We start from the raw sequence: 26,795 nt of genomic DNA on the forward strand, positions 1-26,795 counted from the left end.
ACACATGAAACCTAAAGCCGATGGTGTTTTTAGGCTGAGTTATTAAAGTGCTTATTAATAATGTTAATGAGGTTTAACAATTAAATTCATTGTTAAATTTTATTAATAAATAGGCTTACAAATGAAAATGATTATAATTGGCATTCTTTCTGTCTGTTGATTGATGTTATGCATTTTCATATTTCTTCTTTGAGCTTATCCATTCTGGCCGTGATGACTACAGCAGCGTTTGCTCAGGGCGAGACACTGGAAACAGCATCATCCCAAGTTTTACCGACTTTGCAATTTGAAGCCCAAGATGCAGATGACAAAGCGGCATATGCAGCAAAAACTGCATCAGCTGTTTTGCGTTCAGATGCACCGCTGTTTGAAACTGCGCAATCGATCAGCGTGATTAGTGAAAAACAACTCGAACAGAAACAAGCGAAAACACTGTCTGAAGCCTTGCAGGGTGTAGCGGGGGTCACCGCAGGACAGTATGGTCGCCGTGGTTGGGATGACTTTATTATTCGTGGGCAGGTTTCCAGCGCACAGACCTATGTCGATGGCTTGCGTATTCAAACTTCTGATAATGCCCTACGTTCAGAAGACATCAGTGGTTTACGGTCTATTGAGGTTGTCAAAGGGCCGACATCGACGGGTTTTGGCTTTGCCTTGCCGGGCGGCTTAGTTAACTTAACCACCAAACGTCCTGAGGCAAAGACTTCTTATCGTGGCAGTGTAAGCTATGGTAGTAATGCTTTGATTGATGGAACATTTGACATTAACTATGCACCAAATGACAGCGAAAAAGGGGCGTTTCGTGTGGTGGGTCATGCCTCTGACCAAGATGATCCAACCGATTATGTTTATTATAAAAATTATTATATTGCACCGTCTTATAATTTTGACTTAGGTGAAAAAGACGAACTGTCTGTGATTGCCAGCTATCAGCATCGGGATTTTATTCGCCAGCAGGGGATTCCCTATAGTAATGGCGCTTATAAAAACTATTCACAGACCTTATTTTTTGGCACGCCGAATCTAAGCAATACGGTCGATGTTCTGCGCTTAGGGTCGAACTATGCGCATTATTTTGATAATGGCTGGACCTTTAAACAAAACTTTGCGGTCACCAAAACCGATGCAGATAACAATCCGGTATTGGCGGGGAGTAATAACACTTTACCGACCATCAAACGGACGGTGGAAAGACAGATTAAAGATGATGTGAATTTTGCGCTGGATCATAATTTGTCGCGTCATTTTGATTGGGGCAAAACCCAATATGATTTGATGGTTGGTTTGGACATGATGCATGAACGCAGTGACTATGAGCGCCGTAGTAACAGCTTGTCATCCTTTAATGCCAATAATCCGATCTATACCCCTATCGCAAAGGCGACCACGACCAAATCGCATCAAATTACAGATACCCAATATATGGGCGTATATCTGCGTAATAATTTTAAAATTGATGATCATTGGATCTTGGGCTTATCGGGTCGTCATGACTGGACACAGGTCGAAGTCGATGACCTTTTCAATGATACGACGCTGAAAAACTCGGACAATGCTTTCACGGGTAATGCATCCTTGATGTATCAAATCAATGATAAGTTTGCTCCCTATGTGAGTTATGCAACCTCATTCTTTCCTGTGAGCGACACTGGCGCTGGCGGAACACTGTTGGACCCTGAAGAGGGAGAGCAGTTTGAGGTTGGGGTTAAGTTCCAAGGGCTGAATCAACGGTTGCAAGGCTATGTGGCTTATTATGATTTAACCCGTCAGAACGTGACTGAGTCGGATTCTACCCTCGGTTATTCTGTGCAAATCGGTGAACAAAAAACCAAAGGTTTTGAGACTGAGTTATCCGCTGCATTGACGGATCAATGGAACTTGACCGCAACCTATAGTTATATTCCTACCGCGGAAACGACAGAAAGTACCACCACCAGTGATATCGGCAAACGAATTAACCATGTGCCTAAAAATGCAGCCTCTTTATCAACCCAATACTTCTTTGCGGATGAGCAACTGGGCTGGAATATTGGTGCCAGTGCGAATTATCAAGGCGAGCGTACAGCACAACGTGGAACTTCTTATGTGCCACTATCGAGCTATACGCTGTACGACGTCAGTGCTGGCTATGAAGCGAAAAATTGGGGCGCAAAATTCAGCGTAAAAAACCTGTTTGATAAAGAGTATTTAGTCGGAACCACGCCAAATGCACAATTGGTGAGCTGGGGCGATCCACGTACTTTCCGCTTCAGCCTAAATTTCAAATACTAAGCAGAATCGCACTGCATCACATCTGGATTCAATAACAGTTGAGTCCAGTCCATTCTTCCCAGTAAGCCTCAATCTTTGGTTGAGGCTTACTTCTAAAAACAGTGATATGAGCCCAGATTTAAATTTTATAGCATGGCGCTAAGTGTTTAGAGAGAAGCGTCATGCTTGCTTTTGTTATTTTTGTTTTTACTGTCGCAGGCATGATTAAGGGTACCATTGGTCTGGGTTTGCCCGCCGTGTCGATGGGACTTTTATCTTTGGTGATTAGCCCATTTCAAGCGGCAACTTTGCTGATTATCCCTTCCATGGTCACGAACTTCTGGCAATTGTTTGCAGAAGGGCGCGTACTGCGACTGGTACAGCGCTTTTGGCCGTTGCTGGTGGGCATGATCATTGGTTCAGTTTGGAGTGTTTTTCCTACGCTCGGACATGGCGAATTTCAAAGTGAAGCACTGTTGGGCGGGATGCTGGCCATTTATGGTTTATATGGTTTGTTTGCCAAAAACATGCCCAACTTAGCCCCGTATGAAAAATATTTATCGCCGATCATGGGCTATTTGGGCGGTGCTTTGACGGTGGCGACTGGAGTGGTGGTGATTCCCGTGGTGCCATATTTGCAGTCCTTGCATTTGAAACGGGATGATTTGGTACAATCGCTCGGCCTTGCCTTTACCGTTTCAACTTTATGTTTGGCCGTGTATTTACATCTAAATCCTGTTGAAGACACCCCAATTGACTATCAGCTGTCGTTGATCGCACTGCTGCCTGCATTGCTCGGTATGTGGTTGGGCACCAAAATTCGCTACCACATCCCTGAGCAAGCCTTTCGTAAGGTGTTCTTTGTGGGCCTAGTGCTATTTGGCAGTTATATGGTTTTACATCAACTGGGCTGGCTTTAATGCGCAATGAGTTGGTCATGTTGGCTCAAGAGGAATTGACTAAAGCGTTGATAATCTGTGGGGAGCTGATCAAAACACCGTGCTGCTAATAGCAACTTGCGGTTGGCCCATTTGCCTAAGAGTTCAATTTGCTGAAAATCATACTGTGCTTTTAAACGCAGGGCTGCCCGTTTGGGAATAATCGCAATGCCGACGCCATTGGCAACGACTTGGGCAATCGCGGCAAAGTTCGGCACCCGTAGACGATAGTGGATGTCACAGCCTAAGCGTTTGGCTTGCGCTTCTATTGACTGTTGTAAGGAGTGATATTGCATGAGGCCCACAAACGGATGTTGCAGTAATTCTCCCAGTTCTAGTTGTGCCGCAGTGGCAAGTGGATGCTGGCTTGGGCAGATCAGTACCAACGGGTCTTCAGCAAACTCTTGAGTTTCAAGCTGTCCCGCATCAAAAAAACCAGAGATCAGTCCTAACTGCGCCGTGCCTGTACTGAGGGCCTGAATGATGTCATTGGTTTCGGCTTCTTTTAATTCAATATGGAGCTTCGGATTTTCCATCAAATACTGCGGCAATAAATGCGGTAAGTACTCACTCTGCGCCGATGAGTTGCACCACAATATAATGTTGCTCGTTGCACTGTGAGCAAAGGGCAGCATGGCTTGTTGTAATTGCTGCTGTTGTTGCAGTAAGTGCTGCGCATGTTCCGCAAAGGTTTGTCCAGCAAGGGTCGCTTTTACCCCAGTTGCATGGCGGGTAAATAAACTGACTTCAAAATGGTGTTCTAATTTTTTAATTCGCTCACTGGCGGCCTGTAAAGAAATGGCGGAGCGTTCTGCACCCTTGGTCAGACTGCCTGTACTCAGGATATTGATAAACAATTGCAGATCAAAAAAATCAAGGCGCATGGCAGGGTCAAAGCGGAAAATGTTGCTTTATCTTAGTCCTTTTTGCGTTTTGAGACATCCCTTTAGGTGTAATAGGAGTCAGAGCATTAGACCAAAAAAGCAGCCCGAAGGCTGCGATCAACAATGGATAATCAAAATATCAGATAGATTAATCTTTTTGCCCTAAGCTGAAGAACCAGTTTAAGAACAATGCTGCAAACGTAGCAGTACCAATACCACCCAAGTTAAAGTTGCCAATTTGTAAGGCAAAATCACCTGTACCTAAAATGATGGTGACTGCAGCGACCATCAGGTTTTTGTTCTGTGAAAAATCGACTTTGTTTTCAATCCAGATTTTTGCACCTGCGATGGTAATCAAACCAAAGACCACAATCGATGCACCGGTTAAAATCGCGGTCGGAATGGTATGGATGATGGCACCAAACTTTGGTGATAGGCCTAAGAAAATGGCAAACACACCTGCAATGGCAAAAATGATGGTCGAGTAAACTCGTGTGACTGCCATGACTCCAATGTTTTCACCATAGGTGGTCATGCCTGGTGCACCGACACCCCCCGCTAATGTCGTTGCGACACCATCGGCAACAAACGCTTTACCAATGTGCGGATCAAGGTTTTCACCAGTCATCGCACTCACGGCTTTGATGTGACCGAGGTTTTCTGCCACCAAAATTAACGCGATCGGGGCAATGATCATCATGGCATTGGCATTAAATTCAGGCGCATGAAAAGTCGGTAAACCAAACCAAGCGGCTTGTTGAATTGGTGCAAAATTAATCGCTGTGCCATAGCCCATAACGTTGGTCACGATGAAATAGACCAAGTAAGACAGTAACAAACCAATTAATAATAAGAGACGCTGCAATAAACCACGGGTAAAGACTGCAATCGAGCCCATACATAATACGGTAACCAGTGCCATCCACATATTAAAGGAATTGCCCGCAACGCCTTTGACCGTCACTGGGGCAAGGTTGAGACCAATAATCATCACCACAGCACCTGTCACCACAGGCGGCATCAGTTTTTCAATCCACTTAGTGCCCGTTGCCATGACCATAAAACCAAACAAAGTATAGAGCACGCCGCAGGCAATAATACCGCCGCCCGCCATAGCTAAGTTTGGATTGAGTGCTCCTGTGCCCGATGCGGTATAGCCCGTTGCTGCAATCACGACCCCAATAAAGGCAAAACTTGAACCTAAATAGCTCGGAACACGTCCACCCGTCATAATAAAGAACAAGATGGTACAAATCCCGGACATTAAAATAGCAAGGTTGGGATCGAAGCCCATCAAGAAAGGTGCAAGAACCGTTGCTCCAAACATGGCAAAGGCATGCTGCACACCTAAAATTGCACTTTGTGAAGCAGGGAGGTATTCACTTGTGCCAACAGGACGTGCATCGATATTGCCTTCGTACGGGCGCCATTTGGGAAACCAATTGGACATTTTTTGAGCACTCTAAAGATAAATTGTGCACATCATACTCTTGTTTTTTAGAAGATTTAATCAGTGATACAAAAAATTGTTCAAACTAATCTTATGACTTTTCAGAACTTTTTACCGCATGGTAAAACTTTTAATTTTTAAAAATAATGATAAATCAAGGTTTAATTGGTAAATTTAGCCAATCGCTTATTCATAAATATTTATGATTGGATTGATAAAAAAAATTATAAAAGGTTTGACCATGCGGTCAATAAAAAAGCACATCATAGTGATGTGCTTTAAATGGAGCGGGCTTAAAACTTTATCCTGTGTTACGAAGACCCGCTGCAATGCCGGCGATACTTACCATAAGTGCATGATCTACAGGTGTATTTGTTTCCTGACGCTCTTCTAGGTAACGGCGGCGACGTTTCATTAACTCTGCTTGGAGTAAATGCAGAGGCAATAAATACGGTTTGCGCACTCTCATTGACTGATCTAAAACTTCGTTACTACTGAGGAGTTTAGACTCACCTTTAAGCGCCAACAGGGTTTGCACCGCATACTTTAAGCGCTGACGCAGATGTTCACCGAGCACTTTCAAGTCTTCATCATCGGTCAGGTGCGACTCATAATACAGCGCCACATGAGCATCAGATTTCGAGAGCACCATTTCCAGCATATCAATCAGGGTTTGGAAATACGGCCATGCCACCAGCATTTCATCTAAGGTGGCTTTATGTCCTTGATCAATCACTTGGTTAATTGCCGCGCCTGTACCCAGCCAAGCGGGTAGCATCAAACGAATCTGGGTCCACGCAAATACCCAAGGAATAGCACGTAAGGACTCAATGCCGCCAGTGACTTTACGTTTTGCTGGACGTGAGCCAAGCGGTAACATTTGCAGTTCAAGTTCTGGCGTGACTGTGCGTAAATATTTGACGAAGTGTGGGTTTTCTCGCACAGTCTGACGATATACCTGTACCGACAAATCGGTCATGCTGTGCATTAATTCGCGCCACTCAGGTTTTGGGATGGGCGGTGGCAGTAAAGTGGCTTCTAAAGTAGCAGCGGTATAAATCTCTAAGTTTTGCAGCGCAATGCCTTCTAGACCAAACTTGAAGCGAATCATTTCACCTTGTTCAGTGACTCGAATTGCACCTGAAATCGAGCCAGGTGGCTGTGAAAACAGGGCTTGTTGCGTTGGCGCACCGCCACGGCTGATGGAACCGCCACGACCATGAAATAGCGTGAGTTGTACACCATGCGTTTTCGCAATTGCGGTTAATTCTTCTTGCGCGCGGTATTGTGCCCAATTGGCTGACATAAAACCTGCATCTTTTGCCGAGTCAGAATAGCCAATCATCACTTCATGCTTGCCCTGAATATGCTGTTTATACCAATGCATATTGAATAGGGTATTCATGGTGGCTGCGGCGCCATCTAAGTCTTTTAATGTTTCAAACAATGGCACCACACGTAGTGGATGTTGGATCCCTGCTTCTTTTTGCAAAAGCAGTACCGCCAGCACATCACTTGGATATTCAGCCATCGAAATAATGTAGGCACCTAAACTTTCTTGAGGCTGTGCTGCCAAAGTACGCATGGTGGCAAATACTTCTTGTACTTCAGGTTGTTCAATTAAGCTTTGCGCAGGTTCATTTAAATGCTTGGGCAACAGTGGACGTTTGCTTTGTAGCTCTTGCAATAAGAAGTTTTGGCGCGCTTGTTCGGTCCACGTTTCAAAATTACCCAGACCCAAATATTCAGTAATCGCCGAAATTGCTTGGCGATGACGTCCTGATTCTTGGCGAATATCTAGTTTCAGCAGTTCAATCCCGAAACAGTTCACTCGATGGATAAAGTCCAGCAGTTTCCCATTGGCAATTTCAGGCAGATTGCTGGCAATCAAAGAGCGATAACACAGCAGTAAAGGCTGGAGCAGTTCCTCTTTGGCTTTAATCACCAAGCTGTCATCGGCATCGGCACCGCGCAGTTTTTCGGCGAGCCAATGGCGCGTAGCTTTCAGCCGTTCGCGAGTATCACGTAAATATTCACGGTAGGGTTCAGGATGGTCTTGGCCCAAGGCTTGACGCAGTTCATCGCTACAGCTTTGAATCGACAGTTCCCAACGCAAGTCTTCAATGTCACGTAAGTAAAGATCAGCGGCTTTCCAACGCGATAGCCACAGGACTTCTTGAGTAATGTTGTGTGTCACATTCGGGTTGCCATCACGGTCACCACCCATCCATGAAGCGAAACGTACAGGTGCCACATGTAAAGGCAGACGTTGCCCACAGTGCTCGATTACCATGTCGTCTAGTTCACGCATGAACTTCGGTACGGCATTCCATAAGGTTTGCTCAATGGTGGTAAAGCCCCATTTCGCTTCATCGACTGGGGTTGGACGGTGTTGACGAATTTCATCGGTCTGCCACGCCGAACAGATCAGTTGTTTTAAGTCTTCAAGAACGGTCTGACGTTCACGAGGGGTCAGTTTTTGCTGATCCATTTTAAATAAGGCATCGTTAATACCATCATATTTTTGGATCAGGGTACGACGGCTGACTTCAGTGGGGTGAGCGGTCAGAACCAGTTCAATCTTTAAATCACAGATTTGCTGGAACAGCGTATCGGTTGAAATGTCGTTATTTTTAAATTTAGCAAAGAGGTGGTCGAGCGGATTTGGAGAGGGTGCGGTCTCATCAAATTCACTTTGACGACGGCTACGCACCACATGGTATTGCTCCGCAATATTGGCAAAGTTCAAAAAGTGGGTAAAGGCACGTGTCAGCGGTAAAATTTCATCATCTTCAAGGCTAAAAAACAATTGTTCGAGTTGTTTTTCAGCTTCGACTTGACCATCACGAGCACCTTTAGACAATGCGCGAATTTGCTCGACCTGATTAAACAAATCTTGTCCTGCATGCTCCTTGAGGGTTTCACCCAATAGGTTGCCGAGTAATCGGACATCTTCACGTAGTGGAGCATCAATTTGTTGAATCATGATTATTATTCCCTCGTTGTTCTTAATTTGACTATACCCCGATTCGATGACAATCCAAGTAGGGGCAGACAAAAGTAGGGGATTAATTGCTGAATTTAGAAGCAAATGAACCACTTAGGGCAAGCAATTGTTTTAAAATAAAGATGGTTTTTAATTCCAAGTATTTGAATTAATTGTCAAAAATATAAATTTAATTACCGAATCTTAAGGTTTTTGTAAGGGGTATTTTAATAAAAAAATCGCAATGGCTTCTTGAATCAGTTGCTCGCGTTGTTTGGCATTGGGCACTTCATTCATCCCCAGTAACATTTCTTGGTGGCGATATCCAAACAGCAAAGACATTAATAAGGTGATGACCTCATTGACCTGTTCAAATTGAAGAACGCCCAAGGCTTGGGCTTGGTCAAAGAACTGTTCCCAAATCGCCCGCATTTTGAGGTGAGAGGCTTTATAGAAGTTCTCTAGCAATGGGTTTTGTTCAGCGGCTAGCTGCAATAGTAGGTGCTCCAGCTTGATGGCCTCAGGCAGGTTAATAATATGCATCGATAGTGCACAAATTTGTTCGAGCATGGGCACAAAGTCTTCGGCACGTTGCAATTGAAATGAACGACCCAGCATCAGCTTTTCACAGGTTTCCTCAATTGCGCAACTGAACAGATTGGCTTTGTCCTGAAAATGGTTATACACCGTGAGTTTGGTGACGTGCGCTTCCTTGGCAATATGGTCCATGCTGGAGCCGTGGTAGCCATGTTGTAAAAACAACTGACGTGCCACCTCCAAAATACGTTGCCGCTTTTCTAAATCCTTGGGACGTCCTGCTGAAGCTTGCACACATTTTCCTAAAAAAAAGTTCAAAAAGTCATTTACATCTGAGCATATCTTTAATTAGTGTACTATGCAGTATATTAATTAAAAAATAACCAAGTTAAGTCTGGATATTGTGCCTGATTAATTGGTGGTTATGGAAGAAGAGCAGACTTCATGAGCAAAATTCAGACCCTTGTGGCAAGTATGATGGTGGTGTGTAGTATCACCTTGTGGGGATGTAGCAAAGACACGACTGAACCAGAGTCGGTACCTTTGGTAATGGTGAGCCAACCGAATACCACGCATCTAGAACAAAAAAGCTATGCTGGCGAAGTGCAAGCCCGCCAACAAACCGCGCTGTCTTTTCGTGTTGGGGGACAAGTCACGGAGCGTTTGGTCGATGTGGGTGACCAAGTCAAAGTCGGACAATTTTTAGCACGCTTAGATGTACAGGATGCCCAGTTACAACTCAATGCAGCCAAAGCACAGTTAGAGAGTGCCCAAGCGGCTGAAAAAAATGCGCAGGATGAACTCAAACGCTTTAAGCAATTGTTACCGAGTAATGCAGTGAGTCGTTCACAGTACGACAGCGTTGAAAATCAATATAAAGCCGCACTGTCGAGCTTGAAACAAGCACAAGCCAATTATAACGTTACGCAAAACCAAACCAGTTATAACCAACTGATCGCCAATAAAAACGGCGTGATTACCGAGCGTAATATTGAAATTGGACAGGTGATTTCAGCAGGGCAACCCGCGTTTCAACTGGCCATTTCAGGTGATCGTGAAGTGGTGATTGGTGTGCCTGAACAAGCCATTGCTCAGATTAAAGTTGGACAGGATGCAGTCGTCACCTTGTGGTCTAAACCCGATGAGCGTTTTGCTGCCTACGTCCGTGAAATTTCGCCTGCCGCAGATCAGTCACGTACTTTTAGTGTCAAAGTGGCTTTGCGTGAAGGACAAAATACGATTCAACTGGGACAGAGTGCTCGGGTGTTTTTCAGTTCAACTGAGCGCAATGTGTTGAGTGTACCGTTAGCCAGTGTTTCCGCTGCAGGTAAAAATGCTTATGTCTGGGTGGTGAATGCTGACAACAGCATTCGTAAAGTCCCTGTCAGTGTGGGGGAGTATGGTCGAAACAGCGTTACCATTCGTTCAGGTTTACAGCCAAAGGACTATGTCGTGGTGGGTGGGGTGCATTTACTGCGTGAAAAACAAAAAATTCAGCCGATTAGCCGTGACAATAAAACGGTCAAGATTGCGACAGGGAGTTAAGCATGAACTATAACCTGTCGGAATGGGCCTTAAAAAATAAGGGCTTGGTCCTTTATTTGATGTTGTTACTGGGCATCGTGGGTGTGGTGTCTTATTCCAAACTAGCACAGAGCGAAGACCCACCTTTTACCTTCAAAGTGATGGTGGTACAGACCTATTGGCCGGGTGCAACGGCGCGCGAGGTGTCTGAACAAGTGACCGACCGTATTGAAAAAGAGCTGATGACCACGGGTAAGTATGAGCGCATTATGGCCTACTCCAGACCCGGCGAGTCGATGGTGACTTTTGTGGCACGAGATGCCATGCGCTCCAGTGAGATACCTGATGTGTGGTATGACGTACGCAAGAAGGTTGGAGACATCAAACATCAGCTGCCCAATGGGGTACAAGGACCATTCTTTAATGATGAGTTTGGTGATACTTTCGGCAACATTTATGTGCTGACCGGTAAAGACTTTGATTATGCGGTGATGAAAGAATATGCCGACCGTTTACAGTTACAACTGCAACGCGTCAAAGATGTCGCCAAGGTCAACTTGGTTGGGCTGCAAGATCAAAAGATTTGGATTGAAATTTCCAACACCAAGTCGGCACAGTTAGGCATTCCTGTGACAGCGGTGCAACAAGCCCTGCAACAGCAAAATACCATGGCCAGTGCAGGCTTTTTTGAAACAGAATCGGATCGTATTCAACTTCGAGTCACAGGGCAAATTAAGAGCGTTGAAGAACTGCAGCGTATGCCTTTATTGGTGAATGGAAAAACCATCCAGCTCAGCGATGTGGCTGATGTCTATCGTGGCTTTAGTGAACCTGCTCAACCCCGTATGCGCTTTATGGGGGAAAATGGCATTGGCATTGCGGTGTCGATGCGTAAAGGTGGCGACATCTTGGCTTTGGGTAAAAACTTAGAAACTGAGTTTTCCAAGCTGCAAAAAACTTTGCCTTTAGGTATGGAGCTGAAGAAAGTTTCAGACCAGCCTGTCGCGGTGAAGCGTAGTGTCAACGAGTTCATGAAAGTTTTGGCTGAAGCGGTGATTATTGTCTTGCTGGTTAGCTTTTTCTCGCTGGGTTTCCGTACTGGACTGGTGGTGGCATTCTCCATTCCATTGGTCTTGGCCATGACCTTTGCAGGCATGAATATTTTTGATGTCGGTCTACATAAAATTTCTTTGGGTGCCCTGATTTTAGCGCTGGGCCTCTTGGTCGATGACGCCATTATTGCCGTGGAAATGATGGCGATTAAAATGGAACAAGGCTACAGCCGACTACAAGCAGCAGGGCATGCATGGCGAACCACTGCCTTTCCGATGTTGACGGGAACTTTGATTACCGCTGCGGGCTTTTTACCAATTGCCACGGCAGCGTCCAGTACAGGTGAATACACTCGTTCTATTTTCCAAGTGGTGACCATTGCCTTAATTGTGTCTTGGTTTGCAGCGGTGTTGTTTGTGCCTTATTTGGGTGACAAACTCCTGCCCGATTTTAATAAAGAACTGATTCAAAAAGCGCCGTGGTATAGCCGTTTGTGGGCACGTTTGCGCAAACAGCCAGAACCTCAGCCGATGGTGCATCATGCAGGTGAGCATCACGATCCTTATCAAACCAAGTTCTATCAAGGTTTTCGCCGTTGGGTCGATCTGTGTGTGACCTATCGCAAAACAGTCATTGCAACGACTGTGGCTATTTTTGTGCTCTCGGTGTTGATGTTTAAGTTAGTACCGCAGCAGTTTTTCCCACCCTCGAATCGTGCCGAAATTTTGGTCGACTTAAAGCTTGAAGAAGGTGCATCTTTAACGGCAACTGAAAATGCGGTGAAAAAAGTTGAACAGTTCCTGTCGAAGCAAGAAGGCATAGATAATTATGTGGCATATGTGGGCACAGGCTCGCCACGTTTTTATTTACCGCTCGATCAGCAGCTACCACAAGCCAGCTTTGCTCAGTTTGTGGTCTTGGCTTCTTCACTGGATGATCGCAATGAAATTCGTAAATCCCTAGACACCCAAATCCGCCAGTTATTGCCCGATGTGCGTACTCGCGTCTCTTTACTTGAAAATGGCCCACCTGTCGGTTATCCACTTCAATATCGCGTGTCGGGTGAAGACTTAACTCAAGTGCGTGCTTGGGCGGATAAAGTCGCGGCGATGCTGAGTGCTAACCCCAACACCACCAATGTGCATTTGGACTGGGGTGAACCAAGCAAGATGATCAATCTAGAGATTGACCAAGACCGTGCCCGCCAAATGGGGGTGTCGAGTTTAGATTTGGCCAATTTCTTGAACAGCTCAATTTCGGGTGCCACCATTAACCAGTACCGTGAGAAACGTGAGCTGATTGAAATCCGTTTACGTGGCGATCAAGCCGAGCGGGTTGAAGTAGCATCACTGGCGAGTCTTGCCGTTCCAACTTCAAATGGCGGAACAGTACCGTTGGCACAAATTGCCAAAATTGATTATAGCTTTGAAGAAGGTTTGATTTGGCATCGTAACCGCCTACCGACTATTACGGTACGTGCAGATATTCGGACCAAGTTACAGCCGGCCACTGTGGTGGATGAAATGGCCGAACAGATGAATCAGCTGCGTGCGGAACTGCCGAATGGCTATTTGGTTGAAGTCGGCGGTACAGTGGAAGAGTCTGCACGTGGGGGTAAATCGGTTGCAGCAGGCATGCCTTTATTCTTGGCCGTGGTCATGACTTTGCTGATGATTCAACTGCGCAGTATGTCTCGTGCCACGATTGTCTTGCTCACTGCACCTTTAGGTTTGATCGGCGTGGTGTTGTTCTTGCTACTATTCAACAAACCTTTTGGCTTTGTTGCAATGTTGGGCACCATTGCCTTGTCAGGCATGATCATGCGCAACTCACTAATCTTGATTGATCAGATTGAGCAAGATATTCAAGCGGGGCATGAATCATGGGATGCGATCATCGATGCGACGGTGCGACGTTGTCGTCCAATTGTGCTGACGGCATTGGCAGCTGTTCTGGCTATGATCCCACTATCTAGAAGTATTTTCTTTGGACCTATGGCCGTTGCGATCATGGGCGGACTAATTGTGGCAACGCTATTAACCCTGTTCTTTTTACCGGCCTTGTACGCGCAGTGGTTTAAAGTAAAAAAAATTAGCCATAAGCTGTAAATTTATGCCAATATCAGGTGCGAAACGTTGAAAATTTCAATATAGTAGCACCTGAAATTTATGGCATTTTTATAAAGCAGTTTTTTGCTACACATTAAAAAACCAACGATGTGGCAAATGGGGTTAAACGCATGATGCAAGACAATGTAACCAAGTATCGCCGCTCTATCGCGATTTCTTATGTCTTCATGTTTTTGGCTTTGTTTACTGTGATTAGTGGCGCATTTTCCTATTGGTATGCCCGAAAAGTCACGCAAATTGATCATGCCGAAGTGTGGTTACAAGCGCAAGCACTCTGGGTCATGCGCAATATTGTGATTTATAGCATTTTGGCTTTATTTGCAGCATTGTGGTTTATTCCTCTTATTTTCTTCACTTGGGACAGCGCATTGTGGGTGACTGCATGCACGGTTGCAGGTGTGGTTTTTAGCTGTATTGCATTTCTCTTCCTTCTAAATGCATGGTTTAAAGGCCTGTCTAAATTTTTGAAAAATAAAGCAGTTTTCTAATTCTACTGATTTTTTTTCAAACACCCCCTTGTAAAACTTGGTTTGAACCCAATTTCAGACCACAGTTGAGTATTAAATAAATTCCGTGAGGAGCATCGCCAGACATGGCTAAACGTGATTATTATGAGGTTTTAGGTGTTGCTAAAACCGCTAGTGATGATGAAATTAAAAAAGCCTACCGTAAGTTGGCGATGAAATATCATCCGGACCGCAACCCTGACAATGCTGAAGCTGAAGAGAAATTTAAAGAAGCGGCTGAAGCTTATGAAATTTTATCGGATAGCGAAAAGCGCAGCATGTATGACCGTATGGGGCATCAAGCCTTTGAAGGTGGTATGGGCGGCGGAGGCGGCTTCGGTGGTGGTTTCAGCGCAGAAGACATTTTCAGTCAATTCGGTGACATTTTCGGTGGTGCATTTGGCGGCGGCGGCGGTCGTGGTCAACAGCGTGCACGTCGTGGTTCTGACTTACGTTATGTGATGGAACTGACGTTGGAAGAAGCAGTAAGAGGGGTGAAAAAAACCATTACTTTTACTGCACCAGCGCCGTGTGAAACCTGTGACGGTAAAGGCTCTAAAAACCCGAACGATGTTGAAACCTGTAAAACTTGTCATGGTGCAGGTCAGGTTCGCATGCAGCAAGGTTTCTTCTCTGTACAGCAGACCTGTAGCACCTGTCGCGGTCAGGGTAAGATCATTAAGAACCCATGTAATACCTGTCATGGTTCAGGCGTTAAAGACCGTCAACAAACCTTAGAAGTGACGATTCCTGCGGGCGTCGACAACGGTGACCGCGTTCGTTTAACGGGTAAAGGCGAAGCGATTCGTGATGGTCAGTCAGGCGACTTGTATGTAGAAGTGGTGGTGCGTGAGCACGAAATCTTCCAACGTGATGGTGCAGACCTGTATATGGATGTCCCTGTGAGCATTGCCGATGCTGCTTTGGGTAAAGAAATTGAAATCCCGACACTCGAAGGTCGTGTGAGTTTGAAAATTCCTGAAGGCACACAAACGGGTAAAATGTTCCGTTTACGTGGCAAAGGGGTTAAACCTGTACGTACCAGTATGCAGGGTGATTTGCTTTGCCGTATCGTGATTGAAACACCCGTTAACTTGACGGCACGTCAACGTGAACTGTTAAAAGAGTTGCAAGAAACTTTAGATGGAGATGATCACAAATCATCACCAAAGAAGAAGTCTTTCTTTGACCGACTGTTTGATTAATTGAATACGGTACGTCTGAATTGGTGTTGAAAAGAGCGGGAATATTTTCCCGCTTTTTTTATGTTATTGCGCTTCTGTTTGCAGCTCAGGTTGATCGATCTCTTCAACCGACACCATTTCTTCAGCCATAGGTGCAGCGGCTTGTACTTGTTGCTCGGCCTGTGCTTTGGGATGTGTACTGGTGGTGATCTTTACCTGTGACAAACTTTCTAAGGTGTCGCCCGCTTGAACAGCGGGTTCAGCCTGAACCTGTGCCCAACTGCCCCCAAACGCCATCGCTAGAAAAAGTACCTTTGCTTTCATTCTATTTTCCTCATTTTAAAGTTGTTTTTAAACGCGAACCTAGTCTGCGTAAGATTGATTGCAAATTTGTGAAAAGCTTGAGAAATCATGTTTGAAAATAAAGCGATTTTTTCGATGAAAATGGCCAACAAACCTTAGTCTGGGCAATCAGTTTTGCTATAGTAAGAGCAATTTTGAAGCTAGATTAGGAATATGTTATGTCAGCAGCTCCACGCATTGGTGTCTTAGGTGCCGGCGGTCGTATGGGTCGCATCCTTATTCAAGCGGTACATGAAGCAGGCTATCAACTGGCTGCGGCAGTGGAACGCCCTGAAAGCTCACTGGTTGGTACAGATGCAGGTGAGCTTGCAGGTATTGGCAGCCTAGGCGTGAAGGTGGTGGGTAGTCTGGAAGCGGTAGTGAAAGATTGTGATGTGATCATTGATTTCACTGCACCAGTAGCGACCGTTCAGCATTTAAAAATTTGTCGTGAAGCTGGGGTTGCCATTGTCATTGGGACCACGGGCATGAATGACGAACAAAAAGCTTATTTGGACGAGTCGGCGACACAGACTCCTGTGGTCTATGCAGCCAACTATTCTGTAGGGGTCAACGTTTCGATTAAACTATTGGAATTGGCTTCTAAAGTCTTTGGCGACACAGTGGATATTGAAGTGATTGAAGCGCATCACCGTCATAAAGTCGATGCACCATCAGGCACAGCATTGATGATGGGTGAGGCGATTGCAGGTGCTTTAGGGCGTGACTTGAAAACTGATGCAGTGTATTGCCGTGAAGGTCATACAGGACCTCGTGAACGTCAAAGTATTGGTTTCCAAACCATTCGTGGCGGCGATATTGTCGGTGAACATACGGCTATGTTTATTGCCGATGGTGAGCGCGTTGAAATTACCCATAAAGCGACCAACCGGATGAACTTTGCTTCGGGTGCGGTACGTGCTGCAGCTTGGGTGGTAGGACGTGAAGCACGTAAATATGACATGAAAGATGTACTGGGTTTTAACAACATTCAAGTTTAAAAACCTGCTTCATTCGCCATAAAAACAAGATAAAAAACTAAAATAAGACGAAGAATAGAATGAAAAAAGTCATATATATGGCTTGTGTTGTTGCCCTGATGACGACAGCACAAGCCAAACCTATGGATCAAGCCAAACTCAGTATTCATAAAAATAATATTAAAGTTTGGACCTATCAAAATGCGCAAAACCCAGTCTTTTTATATAAGGCTGAAACCACGTTTGATGTGCCGATTGAAAAAGCAGTATCACTGATCTTAGATGTTGACCATGCGGTGAAATGGGTGCCGTATATGGGTAGTGTGAAAGTCTTGTCGCGCGATGATAAAAAAGGCGAGTTTCAACTGTATATGGTTCTCGATTTTCCTTTTCCTTTAAAAGACCGCGACTTGGTGGTGCAGGGGAAAATGACCAAGGACAATCAGGGCATCATTAGCATTAAAAATAAAGCGATTGATAAAAACATTCTTAAAAACCCAGATTATGTGCGCCTCAATCATTATGAGGGCGATTGGACCTTTCAGAAACTGGGACCAAATAAAGTCAAGGTTTTGACCTCAGGTTATGCCAACCCTGAGGGATCGATACCACTGAAGTTTGTGAATATGTTTGTCCAACAACAACCCTATCAAATGCTGCAAAAAATGAAAAATCAATTGCTGGAACAAGAAGATACTCCTGCCCATTTACCAGCTGCCTTACGTTAATTTTAAAGACGAAGAAGCCTGTAATGCAGGCTTTTTTATGTTTTAAAACTTAAGGCTGTTGATAAGCGTTCAACAGCTCTAAGGTTGAAGCCTTAGGCAGGTCTAACTGAATTAAACTGAGCATGGCATGTCCTTCACCAGCGAGCGAGATCTTGAAGTTTTCAGCACTGTTTTGGTCACATTGGAACTGTAAATTTTTCTGGTGGGGCAAGTTCATCTGCATTTCACGTTCATTGTTCAACCGATATTGATAAGTTCGTTGGGTCGAGGTTTCAGTCAAGCTCGGCGCTAAACTTAAAAACTGATAATCAGTTAAATTTTGCGTTTTCAGAAACCCTTCAATCAGTGCTTTACAAATAAAATGCTGCTGTTGTACCTGCTGTGAAACATGTGGCGGCTGGCAAGCCGATAAGCTCAATAAGCAAAAGAGAGATATGATTATTTTTTTCATAAAAGTGCCTATTTATGGTTGTGAACGAATGACAGAAGCATAATTCTGTTGGCATAATGGATACAGATACATAAAAGTTAAAAAAATAGGTACAGATGAATGGCATTTCAGTATCAAAGCTTGGCTGCACAGTTGCTTGAAAAAATTCAAAATGCTGAATTACCCGCAGGGCAAAAGCTGTTGTCGTTACGCCAGTTTGCCAACTTACAAAAGGTCAGCTTGAATACGGCCAAGAGCTGTTATGAGCTACTCGAGTCGCAGGGGTATATTCATGTGAAAAATAAGTCGGGCTATTTTGTCAGTTATCAAAAAAATACCAGCCCATCTATTCCCGTACCACAGCATCCTGATTTTCAGTCTCAAGCTCGTGATATTTCTAACTTAGAGCTACAGTTGGAAATTCAACAGTCTTCCATTAATAGCCGTCTCATCCATTTGGGAGCGATTCAGCTTTCGCCAAAACATGTGCCTGTAGAAGCGCTTCGCCGCTCCATTCAACGCGCCTTAAAACACAGCCAACCTGAAGATTTTTTATATAGCGATAAGCAGGGCCATATTCGCTTACGGCAGGCCTTGTCTGAGCATTGGGCTGAAGATGGCTTCTATATTTCGCAGGATGATATTTACATCAGCAATGGCTGTATGCCAGCGCTGTCGGTGATGATCCAACACCTCAGCAAGGAAGGCGACAGCGTAATTGTACCGACCCCGAATTTTAATGGTCAGTTGCAAATGTTGGCGGGGTTAAAACGAAAAATTATTGAAATTCCAGCCGATACTCAAGGCTTTGATCTTGAACGTTTAGAGCAGGTCATGCAAAGTTCAGGCGCAAAAGCGTGCTTACTCACGGCCAATTATCAAAATCCATTGGGGTTTTGCTTAAGCAATGCAGAAAAAGAAAAAATTGCACAACTGGCGGCGCGCTATCATTGCTATGTGATTGAAGATGATATTTATGGTGAATGTAGTTTCAGCTCGAGTCGTCCGCTGCCGATTAAGTATTGGGATCAGCAGGGTTATGTGATTTTCTGTGGTTCGGTTTCCAAGTCACTTTCAACTGCGTATCGCGTAGGTTGGTTTTGTATTCCGCAGCGCTTAGCGCATTTGAAGGCTACGTTATTGATGCAAAATATTACAGTGAATACACCCTTGCAGTTGGCACTGGCCGATCTCATTTATAGTCGTGCTTATCGGGAGCATTTACAGCAGTTAAAGCCGATTTTGAAACAGCAAGTTGAGCAATACCGACACATGATTCAGCATGCCTTTAACGGAGTTGAGTTACGTATCAATCAACCCTTTGGTGGTTATGCACTGTGGTTACAGTTGCCAGAGTGTATTGACGGTTTAGATATGTACTATTTTGCTCAGCAGCACGGTATTAATATTGTGCCAGGCGAAGTCTTTGGTGAAGGGCAGCGTTATAAAAACTGTATCCGCCTCAATGCAGGTCATGAAATTTCAACAGATATTCGCGCAGCGGTCACTTTGTTGGCCGATTGGGTGAAAGCGCAACTCAGCAGTTCGACGTTGGTCAAACAAGCGGTATAAAAAGCGCCTCTTTTGAGGCGCTTATGGATTAAAAATCGGCTTTGAGGACGATACGATAACGGGCTTTTCCAGAATGTAACCGTTCCAGTGCTTCATTCAACTGTGACATAGGATACAGTTCAATTTGTGGCGCAATGTTTTTACGTGCAGCGAATTTGAGTAGCTGACGTAATGCCGCAGGTGAGCCAGTGGGTGAACCCGTGATAGACTTTGCTCCACCAATCAGACTACCTGCATTTAACTTGATGGGCTCTAGAGGCAAGCCTAGCAAATGGATCGTGCCATTCGGTGCCAGTGTACTAATATAGGCAGGCCAATTGAGCGTGACATTCACCGTACTGAGCAATAGATCGAATTTGCCTCGCTGGGTTTTAAGCGCATCCACATCACGGCTATTCACCACATGATCTGCGCCCATAGCTTTGAGCTCTTCAGTTTTGTCTAGGTTCGAGGTGAATGCAGTAATTTCACAGCCCCATCCTCGAAGTAGCTTAATGGCCATATGCCCTAGACCACCAATCCCAATTACCCCGACATGGTGAATGGCTTGGATTTGGTGTTTTAAAATCGGATCAAAAACGGTAATACCGCCGCACAATAAAGGACCCGCTGACTCAGGATCCAGCTCTTCAGGTAAAGGAATAATCCACTGCCAACCTGCGCGGACTTTGTCGGCAAAGCCACCTGCATGACCGACGATGGTTGCTGTCGGTCCACCTGTACAGAGCACTTGTTGGCCCGACACACAGGGGTCACAGTGTTGGCAGCTTTCTGCCGTCCAGCCTATACCGACGCGCTGTCCAAGTTTAAGCCCTTTGGCTTCGGAGCCTAAGCGACTGATGGTGCCAATAATTTCATGACCAGCGACAACGGGGTAGACCGACGAGTTCCATTCATTGTTAATGACTGAAACATCGGAATGGCACAATCCACAATATTCGACTTGGACTTCGACCTGATGTGGTTGCAGTTCACCCGCATCGAATTGATAGGGTTGTAGTGCTGCACCTGCTTGCATTGCCGCATAGGCACGAATGGTGTTATCCGTCATATTTTATATCCTTATTTTCCGGTTTTTTATGTACTTTTATTTAAAATGACAGCTATTTTCATGGTCGTTGACCATGCCGACTGCTTGCATAAAGGCATAGCAGGTGGTGGGTCCGACAAATTTAAAGCCGTGTTTTTTTAGGGTTTTAGACATATTTTGGCTTTGAGGTGTCTGTGCAGGTGCTGTGCGGTAGTCCGGGACATCATTGTTGATTGCGTGTTGCTCGACAAAGTTCCAGAGCCACTCAACGGGGTTAATGCCTTGTTGCTTTAGGGCTTGCCATGCAATCGCATTGTCACGAATGGCAGTCAGCTTCCCGATATGGCGAATTAAGCCGATATCTTGGACTTTTTCGGCTAAGTCTATATCACTTAAAGCCGCAATCTGTTCAATGGAATATTGAAAAAACTGGCGATGATAATGTTCACGTTTTTTCAGGACGGTAATCCATGAAAGCCCCGCTTGTTGACCTTCGAGGCAGAGCATTGTAAATAATTGCTTTTCATCATGTAGTGGTTTACCCCACTCATGATCATGGTAGTCGATGTAAAGTGGGTCTGAGGAGCACCATCCGCAGCGTTGAGTGGTCATGAACATGCTCCTGATCTTTTTATAGGGTAAAAGGTGCCCATTGGTCGTGTTGATTGTCCCAATAAAACAATTGTGCGTGTTCGAGGTCGGAAAAGTTAATCCAGACATCTTTTCCTGTTTTTTCAGCAAATCCAGTGCTGATTAAAAGTGCATCTTCGGTAATTTCCATGATCCAACCTTGGTGGTTTTGTCCAGCCAAGATGATTTTTTGTTGATTGCCTGATTCAGCAAATTCGACCAGACGGTTGATCAACGCTTCTGACATGAAAAATTCCTAAAGTTAACGTAAATAAGGATAGGGATTTACTGCACCACGGCCTTTACCTTGTAAATAAAGTCCATAATGCAAATGTGGGGCTGTGTGCCTTGCATTGCCTGTATTGCCGACATAGCCAATCAGATCGCCTTTTTTGACATAGTCGCCGACACTTAAGCCACGTTTATGGTCATCAAGATGAGCGTAGTAATGCCAAGTGCCTGCTGGCCCCATAATCCAAACCACTTTACCACCCAAATTGTTATTGCGTAAGTCTGCAACGAGCCCTTCTGTGGCAGAAAAAACTTTTGTTCCACGTGGAGCCAGAATGTCGATGCCTTCATGCGTCCGTCCGCTACTGCGAGACGCTCCCCAAGTATCTGTGAGTCCATGACGTTTAATGCCTTGAACGGGTACAGGCAGCTGCTGAGCTAAACGCATGTTTTTCAGCTGTTGAACTTGTGAGGCAGGTAACTGGCTTCCACTCGGCGCAGGCGGCGTGGTGCGGCAAGCTGCGAGTAACAGAATCACAAAACTTAAACTGGCAAGCGCAGAAAGGCGAGGCAAACAATAACGCACGAACAATCCTTTATTATTTCAGTGATCTAATTTTAAAGTGTCAGGGTGAACCCAATCGATCACCCAACTATGTCACAGTTGAATTGCCGAGATCAATTTTTTCATTGCAGTTGGGATGCCCATTTCTGTGACGTTTTGTATGTCTAGCCATGTGCTGGCCAATTCTATACTTAAATGTTCGAGCTGATCGGCATCGACCTCAAAGCAAAGCGCTTCCAGTTGCCAAGTGAAATGGGTGAAACTATGCGAAATTTCAGTGCGTTGCGAGACTTGTTTCAGTCCTAGACTTTGGCACAGTTGCGTAAGTTCATCACGATTTTCAAAAATAGGTAAACACCATAAACCGCCCCACAGTCCACTATTGGGACGCTGTTGCCACAGCCATTGATTGTGATGGCGCAGCACCAAAATTTGGGCAGACTTCACAGGTACAGCTTTCTTGGGCTTTTTTAAAGGCAGTTCAGTTTCTAGCCCTTGTGCATGGGCCTTACAGTGTTGCTGCATTGGGCAGTATAAACACAGCGGTTTTTTAGGAGTACAGACGGTTGCCCCCAAATCCATGATGGCTTGGGTATAGTCGTGGTTACGTTCAGTTGGACAGAGTTCAGTGGCCAGTTGCCACATGCTGCGTTCATGCACAGGTTTGCTTAGATCATCCTCAATGGCAAAAAAACGCGCGAGCACGCGTTTTACGTTGCCATCCATAATGACGCCGTACTGACGTAAACCCAAAGACATCAGCGCCCCTGCGGTTGATGGACCAATACCTGGCAGTTCAATCCAGTCCTCTAAAGTTTGAGGAAAGTGTCCCTGACGTGCCACAACCCCTGCTGCTTTATGTAGATTACGTGCACGGGCATAGTAGCCTAGACCTGCCCAGTAAGGTGCGACCTCATCCCATGATGCTGTCCCTAAAGCTGCAACCGTTGGGAAGCGTTCGATAAAACGCTCGAAGTATTGCAGCACGGTTTTGACTTGGGTCTGTTGCAGCATAATTTCAGACACCCAGACTTTGTAGGGATCATCGGCCACTTGCCATGGCAGGTCATGTCGACCATGAACATCGAACCAAGTCAGTAACGCATCTGAAAAAGAGAAAGGAGACATCTGAGGCACAAGCAAGAAATTCGGCTTAGTATAACTGAATGTCTTTTCTGAGCCTGATTTTTTGCGCATAAAAAATGGCGCTTACGCGCCATTTAAAACCATAAAAGCTTAGTCTTTTGCCATGCCCCAACGTGCATCGAGTTTTAGCTCTTGGTCTTTGTAGCGTGGAATAATATGGATATGTAAGTGTTCAGACACATTCCCAAATATTTCACCATCATTAAAACCAATATGAAAACCTGAAGGTTGATGACGCAATTGCAGTTCATTACGTGCCAATTCTAGTAAAGACATTAAGCTTTTACGTTCTTTGTCGGTAATGTCAAAAAATGAGCTCACATGACGTAGAGGGATAATGACACAGTGACCTTTAGACAATGCATTGGGTTCGGGCAAAATTACCCCAAAGTCATTTTTATCAAGCACGTCATATTCATCAAAATTACAATATTGGCAGTGGGTCTCAGTCATTGTTATCTCCTCTAAAATATAATTATGTATCCTGTTGGATCTGAAAAATCAAATAGTTGAATTCTCAGCTCTAGTTAAGCACTGAGATTGCGTTCTAGCAAGTCATACATTGCATCTAGCCCTTGTCTTTCTGCTTCTGGGTTATAGCCCAAGTCTACGCCATTGGCTTTGGCACGCTCATCGGCTAATGGATTGCTAAAACCGTGCTTCGCATCTTCAAAAATGATCACTTCATGGTCCACTTTTGCCGCATGCATTTCTTCACGGAAGCTGGCAACATCATCCAAAGTGACCATGCTGTCTAACTCACCATGTAAAACTAAAATTTCACCCTGAATTTGACCTTCGACCGCAAGGGCTTTCGGTGCCAATGTTGCATGGAAAGTCGCCACTGCTTTTAGTGGTGCGCCTGAGCGAGCTAAGTCTAAAACCACTTTACCGCCATAACAAAAACCAATCGCCGCCAGTTGAGTGGGATTCACTTCAGGCTGGGCTGCAAGCGTATCTAAACCTGCTTGCGCACGGTTGACGATGGTGTCTGCATCGGCAAAAGTTTGCATCATCCATTCATAGGCTTGTTTCGCATCTGTGGTGACATTTTTGTCGCCGTACATATCAATCGCTAGCGCGGCATAACCGTGTTCAGCCAGTTCGCGAGCACGTTGTTCAGTATATTCATTTCGGCCCCACCATTCGGGTGCAACGATGATACCTGCATGCGGTGTTTGAGAGCTTGGTGCTGCAAAATAACCAACTAAGCGTTGTCCATCGGCGGCGTTATATTGAATTTCTCGAGTTTGAATACTGATTGTCATGCTCAAATCCTGATAGATGATCTGCCCTGATTAAAGCATAAAAACCTTTACAAGGATTTGAAAAATATTCCGATGTACATGAGAAATGTGAGAAATTATTTTTAAAGGTACACATAAAAAAAGAAGGATCTGAATCCTTCTTTTTTGCCGTTAAGAGTGGTGTGCTTTAGACTTTGCCACGGGATAAAAACCCGACAATCGCAAGAATCACAGCAATCACCAATAAAATAATCGCAAAGTCTTTGGATAAACCTGCTACGCCGCCAAAACCAAGTAAACTTGCAATCAGTGCAATCACTGCGAAGATAATCGCCCAACGAAACATAATTTTTCTCCATAGATGTTCTTATTTATTACTCTATTAGTATAGAAACAACGTTCGGACACACTGTGTTGCTTTTGTTTAAAAAGTGTTCTGTTTATATTTTAAGTTTATGAATATGATGTAAATATTGACACTTTAGATAGCTCTGAAAGCCATGTGACTATAGGTTATAATAGTGCATTCAGTTTTATTGGCAGTGGTTATGTTCAACGAATTAAGACCAGAGTTTTGGAAGCATTATGCGCTCACTGAGCTACGCTCAGCGGAGTGGGAAGCGTTATGTGATGGTTGTGGTCTGTGCTGTTTGGTGAAACTTGAAGATGAAGAAAGCCAAGAAGTCGCCTATACCAAAGTGGCCTGTAAACTGCTGGACTGTCAAACGGCCAGTTGTCGGGATTATCCGAACCGAAAGCAGCATGTGCCCGATTGTATCCAGCTCACGCCCGAACTTTTAGACACGATTCATTGGTTACCACCGAGCTGTGCTTACCGTCGTCTGCATGAAGGTAAAAATTTGCCCAGATGGCACTATCTGAACACGGGCTCACGTCAAAGTATTCTGAAAGCGAAAAAGTCTGCGGCAGGACGCTGTATTTCTGAAGAAGAGATTCAGGATGATGACATCGAAGACTATATTGTGCGTTGGGTTCGCTAGTCGATAAAAGCACAATCAAATTGCATGAAAAGCTTGTGTCATTCGCCTGAATTTGCCATAACATAAGCATTCGATGAACGCATGATAAGTCCTAGCCCTATGTCCGATAGCAATATTCCACTGCCTGAACGTTTACGCCCGCGTGATTTATCTGAAATTATTGGGCAGGATCACTTATTGGGTGAGCAGGCACCGCTCCGCCAAATGATCGATCAAGGGCATTTGCCATCGATCATTTTTTGGGGGCCGCCAGGCGTGGGGAAAACCACCATTGCTTTACTGTTGGCGCAAGCGATTGATCGACCTTTTGTCAGTCTATCTGCACTCAATACGGGGGTTAAAGAGCTCCGTGAGATCATTGCTGATGGCGGAGATTTAATGCCACCTGTGGTGTTTATTGATGAAATTCATCGTTTTAACAAATCGCAGCAAGATGCCTTACTGAATGCTGTGGAGAAAGGCAAAATTACCCTCATTGGTGCCACCACCGAGAATCCTTCTTTTGAAGTCAACAGTGCGTTGTTGTCGCGTTGTCAGGTCTATACCTTAAATGCGCTCGATGCCGATGCGATTCAAACTTTATTAGTGCAAGCGATTAAGAACGATCCATTTTTAAAAGAGCGTTATATTCAAATTGAAGAATTTGAAGCATTGGTGCAGTTTGCTGCAGGTGATGCCCGCAAAGCCTTGAATTTAATTGAACTCATTGCGGGCACCTTCGAACCTGACGTTGAAAATATCGTGACCAATGCAATGGTGGTCAAAGTTGCACAGCAAAATATCGCCCGTTATGACAAATCGGGTGAGCAGCACTATGATTTGGTGTCAGCTTTTATTAAGTCAATTCGGGGGAGTGATCCCGATGCCACCTTGTATTGGATGGCACGTATGCTCAAAGGCGGTGAAGATCCTATTTTTATTGCCCGTCGGATGTTGATTGCAGCCTCTGAGGACATTGGTAACTCTAACCCCAATGCACTGCTGCTGGCTGGAGAATGCTTCCGTTCTGTTCAAGCGGTGGGCATGCCAGAGTGTCGAATTATTCTTGGACAGTGTGCGGTGTATTTGGCGACCAGTGCCAAAAGTAACAGTACTTATCTTGCGATCAACAAAGCTTTGGATTTGGCTGAGAAAACAGCGAATTTACCTGTGCCGCTGCATTTAAGAAATGCACCGACCAAGTTGATGAAAGAGCAGGGTTATGGCGTCGACTACTTGTATCCGCACAACTATCCAGAGCATTTTGTGATGCAAGAATATTTACCCCCTGAGCTCAAAGGAACCAAACTGTATGAGTCGGCACGCAATAAGCGTGAGGTTGAGGGAGAGCGTTTACAGCAACGCCGTTGGCAACAAGAACAGCAACAGCAGCAGTAATAAAAAAGCCTGATGAATAAATCAGGCTTTTTGTTTTGGGGCTTAGGATTTAGTCACATAGCATGAACCGCTATT

General features: G+C 44.9%; 25 protein-coding genes. 11 read left to right on the forward strand and 14 right to left on the reverse strand.

Annotated elements, in window-relative coordinates; all coding sequences use genetic code 11:
* The first annotated feature begins 168 nt into the window (after positions 1-168).
* Together AC0KVP_RS00205 and AC0KVP_RS00210 are read left to right on the forward strand one after the other, a co-directional pair.
* Positions 169-2,271 (forward strand): TonB-dependent siderophore receptor, encoded by a 2,103-nt coding sequence (locus AC0KVP_RS00205; RefSeq protein WP_473338120.1) that lies wholly within the window; start codon positions 169-171, stop codon positions 2,269-2,271.
* A 161-nt stretch (positions 2,272-2,432) separates the two neighbouring features.
* Entirely contained in the window at positions 2,433-3,170 is a 738-nt protein-coding gene (locus tag AC0KVP_RS00210; RefSeq protein ID WP_473338122.1) for a sulfite exporter TauE/SafE family protein, read from the forward strand.
* Here the strand turns inward: AC0KVP_RS00210 and AC0KVP_RS00215 are convergent.
* From AC0KVP_RS00215 to AC0KVP_RS00230, 4 genes are all read right to left on the reverse strand, one after another.
* Entirely contained in the window at positions 3,167-4,072 is a 906-nt protein-coding gene (locus AC0KVP_RS00215) for a LysR family transcriptional regulator (protein ID WP_473338124.1), read from the reverse strand. The two genes, AC0KVP_RS00210 and AC0KVP_RS00215, sit on opposite strands and share 4 nt — an antisense overlap.
* A 148-nt stretch (positions 4,073-4,220) precedes the next feature.
* The gene (locus tag AC0KVP_RS00220; protein ID WP_058951473.1) at positions 4,221-5,522 is read right to left on the reverse strand and encodes a solute carrier family 23 protein; all 1,302 of its coding nucleotides are present in this window, start codon (positions 5,520-5,522) and stop codon (positions 4,221-4,223) included.
* Between the two features lie 301 nt (positions 5,523-5,823).
* Positions 5,824-8,508 (reverse strand): phosphoenolpyruvate carboxylase, encoded by a 2,685-nt coding sequence (gene ppc / locus AC0KVP_RS00225; RefSeq protein WP_473338126.1) that lies wholly within the window; start codon positions 8,506-8,508, stop codon positions 5,824-5,826.
* A gap of 204 nt (positions 8,509-8,712) precedes the next feature.
* A complete protein-coding gene (locus AC0KVP_RS00230; protein WP_160361988.1) occupies positions 8,713-9,339 on the reverse strand; it encodes a TetR family transcriptional regulator in 627 nt (208 codons plus the stop codon).
* A gap of 150 nt (positions 9,340-9,489) precedes the next feature.
* On the opposite strand from AC0KVP_RS00230, the gene AC0KVP_RS00235 reads away from it, so the two are divergent.
* From AC0KVP_RS00235 to dnaJ, 4 genes are all read left to right on the forward strand, one after another.
* Positions 9,490-10,590, forward strand: a complete 1,101-nt coding sequence (locus AC0KVP_RS00235; protein WP_473338129.1) for an efflux RND transporter periplasmic adaptor subunit — start codon at positions 9,490-9,492, stop codon at positions 10,588-10,590.
* Between the two features lie 2 nt (positions 10,591-10,592).
* On the forward strand, positions 10,593-13,730 hold the full coding sequence (locus AC0KVP_RS00240) for an efflux RND transporter permease subunit (RefSeq protein ID WP_114392634.1): 3,138 nt from the start codon (positions 10,593-10,595) through the stop codon (positions 13,728-13,730).
* A gap of 131 nt (positions 13,731-13,861) precedes the next feature.
* A complete protein-coding gene (locus tag AC0KVP_RS00245; protein WP_004978426.1) occupies positions 13,862-14,239 on the forward strand; it encodes a hypothetical protein in 378 nt (125 codons plus the stop codon).
* A gap of 104 nt (positions 14,240-14,343) precedes the next feature.
* A complete protein-coding gene (dnaJ, locus tag AC0KVP_RS00250; protein ID WP_004978425.1) occupies positions 14,344-15,462 on the forward strand; it encodes a molecular chaperone DnaJ in 1,119 nt (372 codons plus the stop codon).
* A gap of 63 nt (positions 15,463-15,525) precedes the next feature.
* Here dnaJ and AC0KVP_RS00255 read toward each other — a convergent pair whose 3' ends face one another.
* The gene (locus AC0KVP_RS00255) at positions 15,526-15,765 is read right to left on the reverse strand and encodes a hypothetical protein (protein ID WP_473338134.1); all 240 of its coding nucleotides are present in this window, start codon (positions 15,763-15,765) and stop codon (positions 15,526-15,528) included.
* A 197-nt stretch (positions 15,766-15,962) separates the two neighbouring features.
* Here AC0KVP_RS00255 and dapB point away from each other — a divergent pair, with 197 nt between their 5' ends.
* Together dapB and AC0KVP_RS00265 are read left to right on the forward strand one after the other, a co-directional pair.
* Complete coding sequence (gene dapB, locus AC0KVP_RS00260; protein ID WP_473338136.1) at positions 15,963-16,784, forward strand: 4-hydroxy-tetrahydrodipicolinate reductase; 822 nt, start codon at positions 15,963-15,965, stop codon at positions 16,782-16,784.
* Positions 16,785-16,843: 59 nt separating this feature from the next.
* Positions 16,844-17,491: an START domain-containing protein gene (locus tag AC0KVP_RS00265; RefSeq protein WP_473338138.1), complete on the forward strand. Its 648-nt coding sequence runs from the start codon at positions 16,844-16,846 to the stop codon at positions 17,489-17,491.
* A gap of 49 nt (positions 17,492-17,540) precedes the next feature.
* Here the strand turns inward: AC0KVP_RS00265 and AC0KVP_RS00270 are convergent, their stop codons facing one another.
* The gene (locus AC0KVP_RS00270; protein ID WP_148825277.1) at positions 17,541-17,942 is read right to left on the reverse strand and encodes a hypothetical protein; all 402 of its coding nucleotides are present in this window, start codon (positions 17,940-17,942) and stop codon (positions 17,541-17,543) included.
* A gap of 99 nt (positions 17,943-18,041) precedes the next feature.
* Between AC0KVP_RS00270 and AC0KVP_RS00275 the strand changes: the two genes are divergently transcribed.
* On the forward strand, positions 18,042-19,493 hold the full coding sequence (locus AC0KVP_RS00275; protein ID WP_262469717.1) for an aminotransferase-like domain-containing protein: 1,452 nt from the start codon (positions 18,042-18,044) through the stop codon (positions 19,491-19,493).
* Positions 19,494-19,521: 28 nt separating this feature from the next.
* Here AC0KVP_RS00275 and ahr read toward each other — a convergent pair whose 3' ends face one another.
* The 8 genes from ahr to AC0KVP_RS00315 all read right to left on the reverse strand — a co-directional run bounded on the left by ahr (position 19,522) and on the right by AC0KVP_RS00315 (position 24,688).
* Positions 19,522-20,544 carry an NADPH-dependent aldehyde reductase Ahr gene (gene ahr / locus AC0KVP_RS00280; RefSeq protein ID WP_130235505.1) on the reverse strand — a complete coding sequence of 341 codons (1,023 nt, stop codon included), beginning with the start codon at positions 20,542-20,544 and terminating at the stop codon, positions 19,522-19,524.
* Positions 20,545-20,580: 36 nt separating this feature from the next.
* Positions 20,581-21,135, reverse strand: a complete 555-nt coding sequence (locus AC0KVP_RS00285) for a DNA-3-methyladenine glycosylase I (RefSeq protein ID WP_473338140.1) — start codon at positions 21,133-21,135, stop codon at positions 20,581-20,583.
* 19 nt (positions 21,136-21,154) lie between these two features.
* Positions 21,155-21,400, reverse strand: coding sequence for a hypothetical protein (locus AC0KVP_RS00290; RefSeq protein ID WP_004691836.1), 246 nt, complete (start codon positions 21,398-21,400; stop codon positions 21,155-21,157).
* A gap of 15 nt (positions 21,401-21,415) precedes the next feature.
* A complete protein-coding gene (locus AC0KVP_RS00295; protein ID WP_171522851.1) occupies positions 21,416-21,958 on the reverse strand; it encodes a M23 family metallopeptidase in 543 nt (180 codons plus the stop codon).
* An 84-nt stretch (positions 21,959-22,042) separates the two neighbouring features.
* Positions 22,043-23,077, reverse strand: a complete 1,035-nt coding sequence (gene mutY, locus AC0KVP_RS00300) for an A/G-specific adenine glycosylase (RefSeq protein WP_473338142.1) — start codon at positions 23,075-23,077, stop codon at positions 22,043-22,045.
* Positions 23,078-23,185: 108 nt separating this feature from the next.
* Entirely contained in the window at positions 23,186-23,548 is a 363-nt protein-coding gene (locus AC0KVP_RS00305) for an HIT family protein (protein WP_058870560.1), read from the reverse strand.
* 74 nt (positions 23,549-23,622) lie between these two features.
* Positions 23,623-24,363: a dienelactone hydrolase family protein gene (locus AC0KVP_RS00310; protein ID WP_287166916.1), complete on the reverse strand. Its 741-nt coding sequence runs from the start codon at positions 24,361-24,363 to the stop codon at positions 23,623-23,625.
* A gap of 166 nt (positions 24,364-24,529) precedes the next feature.
* Entirely contained in the window at positions 24,530-24,688 is a 159-nt protein-coding gene (locus tag AC0KVP_RS00315; RefSeq protein WP_004647174.1) for a DUF1328 domain-containing protein, read from the reverse strand.
* A gap of 202 nt (positions 24,689-24,890) precedes the next feature.
* On the opposite strand from AC0KVP_RS00315, the gene AC0KVP_RS00320 reads away from it, so the two are divergent.
* On the forward strand, positions 24,891-25,343 hold the full coding sequence (locus AC0KVP_RS00320; protein WP_473340361.1) for a YcgN family cysteine cluster protein: 453 nt from the start codon (positions 24,891-24,893) through the stop codon (positions 25,341-25,343).
* Between the two features lie 99 nt (positions 25,344-25,442).
* A complete protein-coding gene (locus AC0KVP_RS00325) occupies positions 25,443-26,720 on the forward strand; it encodes a replication-associated recombination protein A (RefSeq protein WP_473340363.1) in 1,278 nt (425 codons plus the stop codon).
* Positions 26,721-26,795 lie beyond the last annotated feature (75 nt).

This window comes from Acinetobacter sp. DL27, assembly GCF_055810995.1.

What these genes read in the sequence shown, in the direction of transcription:
- AC0KVP_RS00240 (WP_114392634.1), top strand. Translation starts at nt 10,593, where the DNA reads ATGAACTATAACCTGTCGGAATGGGCCTTAAAAAATAAGGGCTTGGTC.
- dapB (WP_473338136.1), top strand. Translation starts at nt 15,963, where the DNA reads ATGTCAGCAGCTCCACGCATTGGTGTCTTAGGTGCCGGCGGTCGTATG.
- AC0KVP_RS00215 (WP_473338124.1), bottom strand. Translation starts at nt 4,072, where the DNA reads ATGCGCCTTGATTTTTTTGATCTGCAATTGTTTATCAATATCCTGAGT.
- mutY (WP_473338142.1), bottom strand. Translation starts at nt 23,077, where the DNA reads ATGTCTCCTTTCTCTTTTTCAGATGCGTTACTGACTTGGTTCGATGTT.
- AC0KVP_RS00290 (WP_004691836.1), bottom strand. Translation starts at nt 21,400, where the DNA reads ATGTCAGAAGCGTTGATCAACCGTCTGGTCGAATTTGCTGAATCAGGC.
- AC0KVP_RS00310 (WP_287166916.1), bottom strand. Translation starts at nt 24,363, where the DNA reads ATGACAATCAGTATTCAAACTCGAGAAATTCAATATAACGCCGCCGAT.
- AC0KVP_RS00275 (WP_262469717.1), top strand. Translation starts at nt 18,042, where the DNA reads ATGGCATTTCAGTATCAAAGCTTGGCTGCACAGTTGCTTGAAAAAATT.
- AC0KVP_RS00265 (WP_473338138.1), top strand. Translation starts at nt 16,844, where the DNA reads ATGAAAAAAGTCATATATATGGCTTGTGTTGTTGCCCTGATGACGACA.
- dnaJ (WP_004978425.1), top strand. Translation starts at nt 14,344, where the DNA reads ATGGCTAAACGTGATTATTATGAGGTTTTAGGTGTTGCTAAAACCGCT.
- AC0KVP_RS00210 (WP_473338122.1), top strand. Translation starts at nt 2,433, where the DNA reads ATGCTTGCTTTTGTTATTTTTGTTTTTACTGTCGCAGGCATGATTAAG.
- AC0KVP_RS00315 (WP_004647174.1), bottom strand. Translation starts at nt 24,688, where the DNA reads ATGTTTCGTTGGGCGATTATCTTCGCAGTGATTGCACTGATTGCAAGT.
- AC0KVP_RS00220 (WP_058951473.1), bottom strand. Translation starts at nt 5,522, where the DNA reads ATGTCCAATTGGTTTCCCAAATGGCGCCCGTACGAAGGCAATATCGAT.
- AC0KVP_RS00305 (WP_058870560.1), bottom strand. Translation starts at nt 23,548, where the DNA reads ATGACTGAGACCCACTGCCAATATTGTAATTTTGATGAATATGACGTG.
- AC0KVP_RS00285 (WP_473338140.1), bottom strand. Translation starts at nt 21,135, where the DNA reads ATGACCACTCAACGCTGCGGATGGTGCTCCTCAGACCCACTTTACATC.
- ahr (WP_130235505.1), bottom strand. Translation starts at nt 20,544, where the DNA reads ATGACGGATAACACCATTCGTGCCTATGCGGCAATGCAAGCAGGTGCA.
- AC0KVP_RS00270 (WP_148825277.1), bottom strand. Translation starts at nt 17,942, where the DNA reads ATGAAAAAAATAATCATATCTCTCTTTTGCTTATTGAGCTTATCGGCT.
- AC0KVP_RS00255 (WP_473338134.1), bottom strand. Translation starts at nt 15,765, where the DNA reads ATGAAAGCAAAGGTACTTTTTCTAGCGATGGCGTTTGGGGGCAGTTGG.
- AC0KVP_RS00235 (WP_473338129.1), top strand. Translation starts at nt 9,490, where the DNA reads ATGAGCAAAATTCAGACCCTTGTGGCAAGTATGATGGTGGTGTGTAGT.
- AC0KVP_RS00205 (WP_473338120.1), top strand. Translation starts at nt 169, where the DNA reads ATGCATTTTCATATTTCTTCTTTGAGCTTATCCATTCTGGCCGTGATG.
- ppc (WP_473338126.1), bottom strand. Translation starts at nt 8,508, where the DNA reads ATGATTCAACAAATTGATGCTCCACTACGTGAAGATGTCCGATTACTC.
- AC0KVP_RS00320 (WP_473340361.1), top strand. Translation starts at nt 24,891, where the DNA reads ATGTTCAACGAATTAAGACCAGAGTTTTGGAAGCATTATGCGCTCACT.
- AC0KVP_RS00245 (WP_004978426.1), top strand. Translation starts at nt 13,862, where the DNA reads ATGATGCAAGACAATGTAACCAAGTATCGCCGCTCTATCGCGATTTCT.
- AC0KVP_RS00325 (WP_473340363.1), top strand. Translation starts at nt 25,443, where the DNA reads ATGTCCGATAGCAATATTCCACTGCCTGAACGTTTACGCCCGCGTGAT.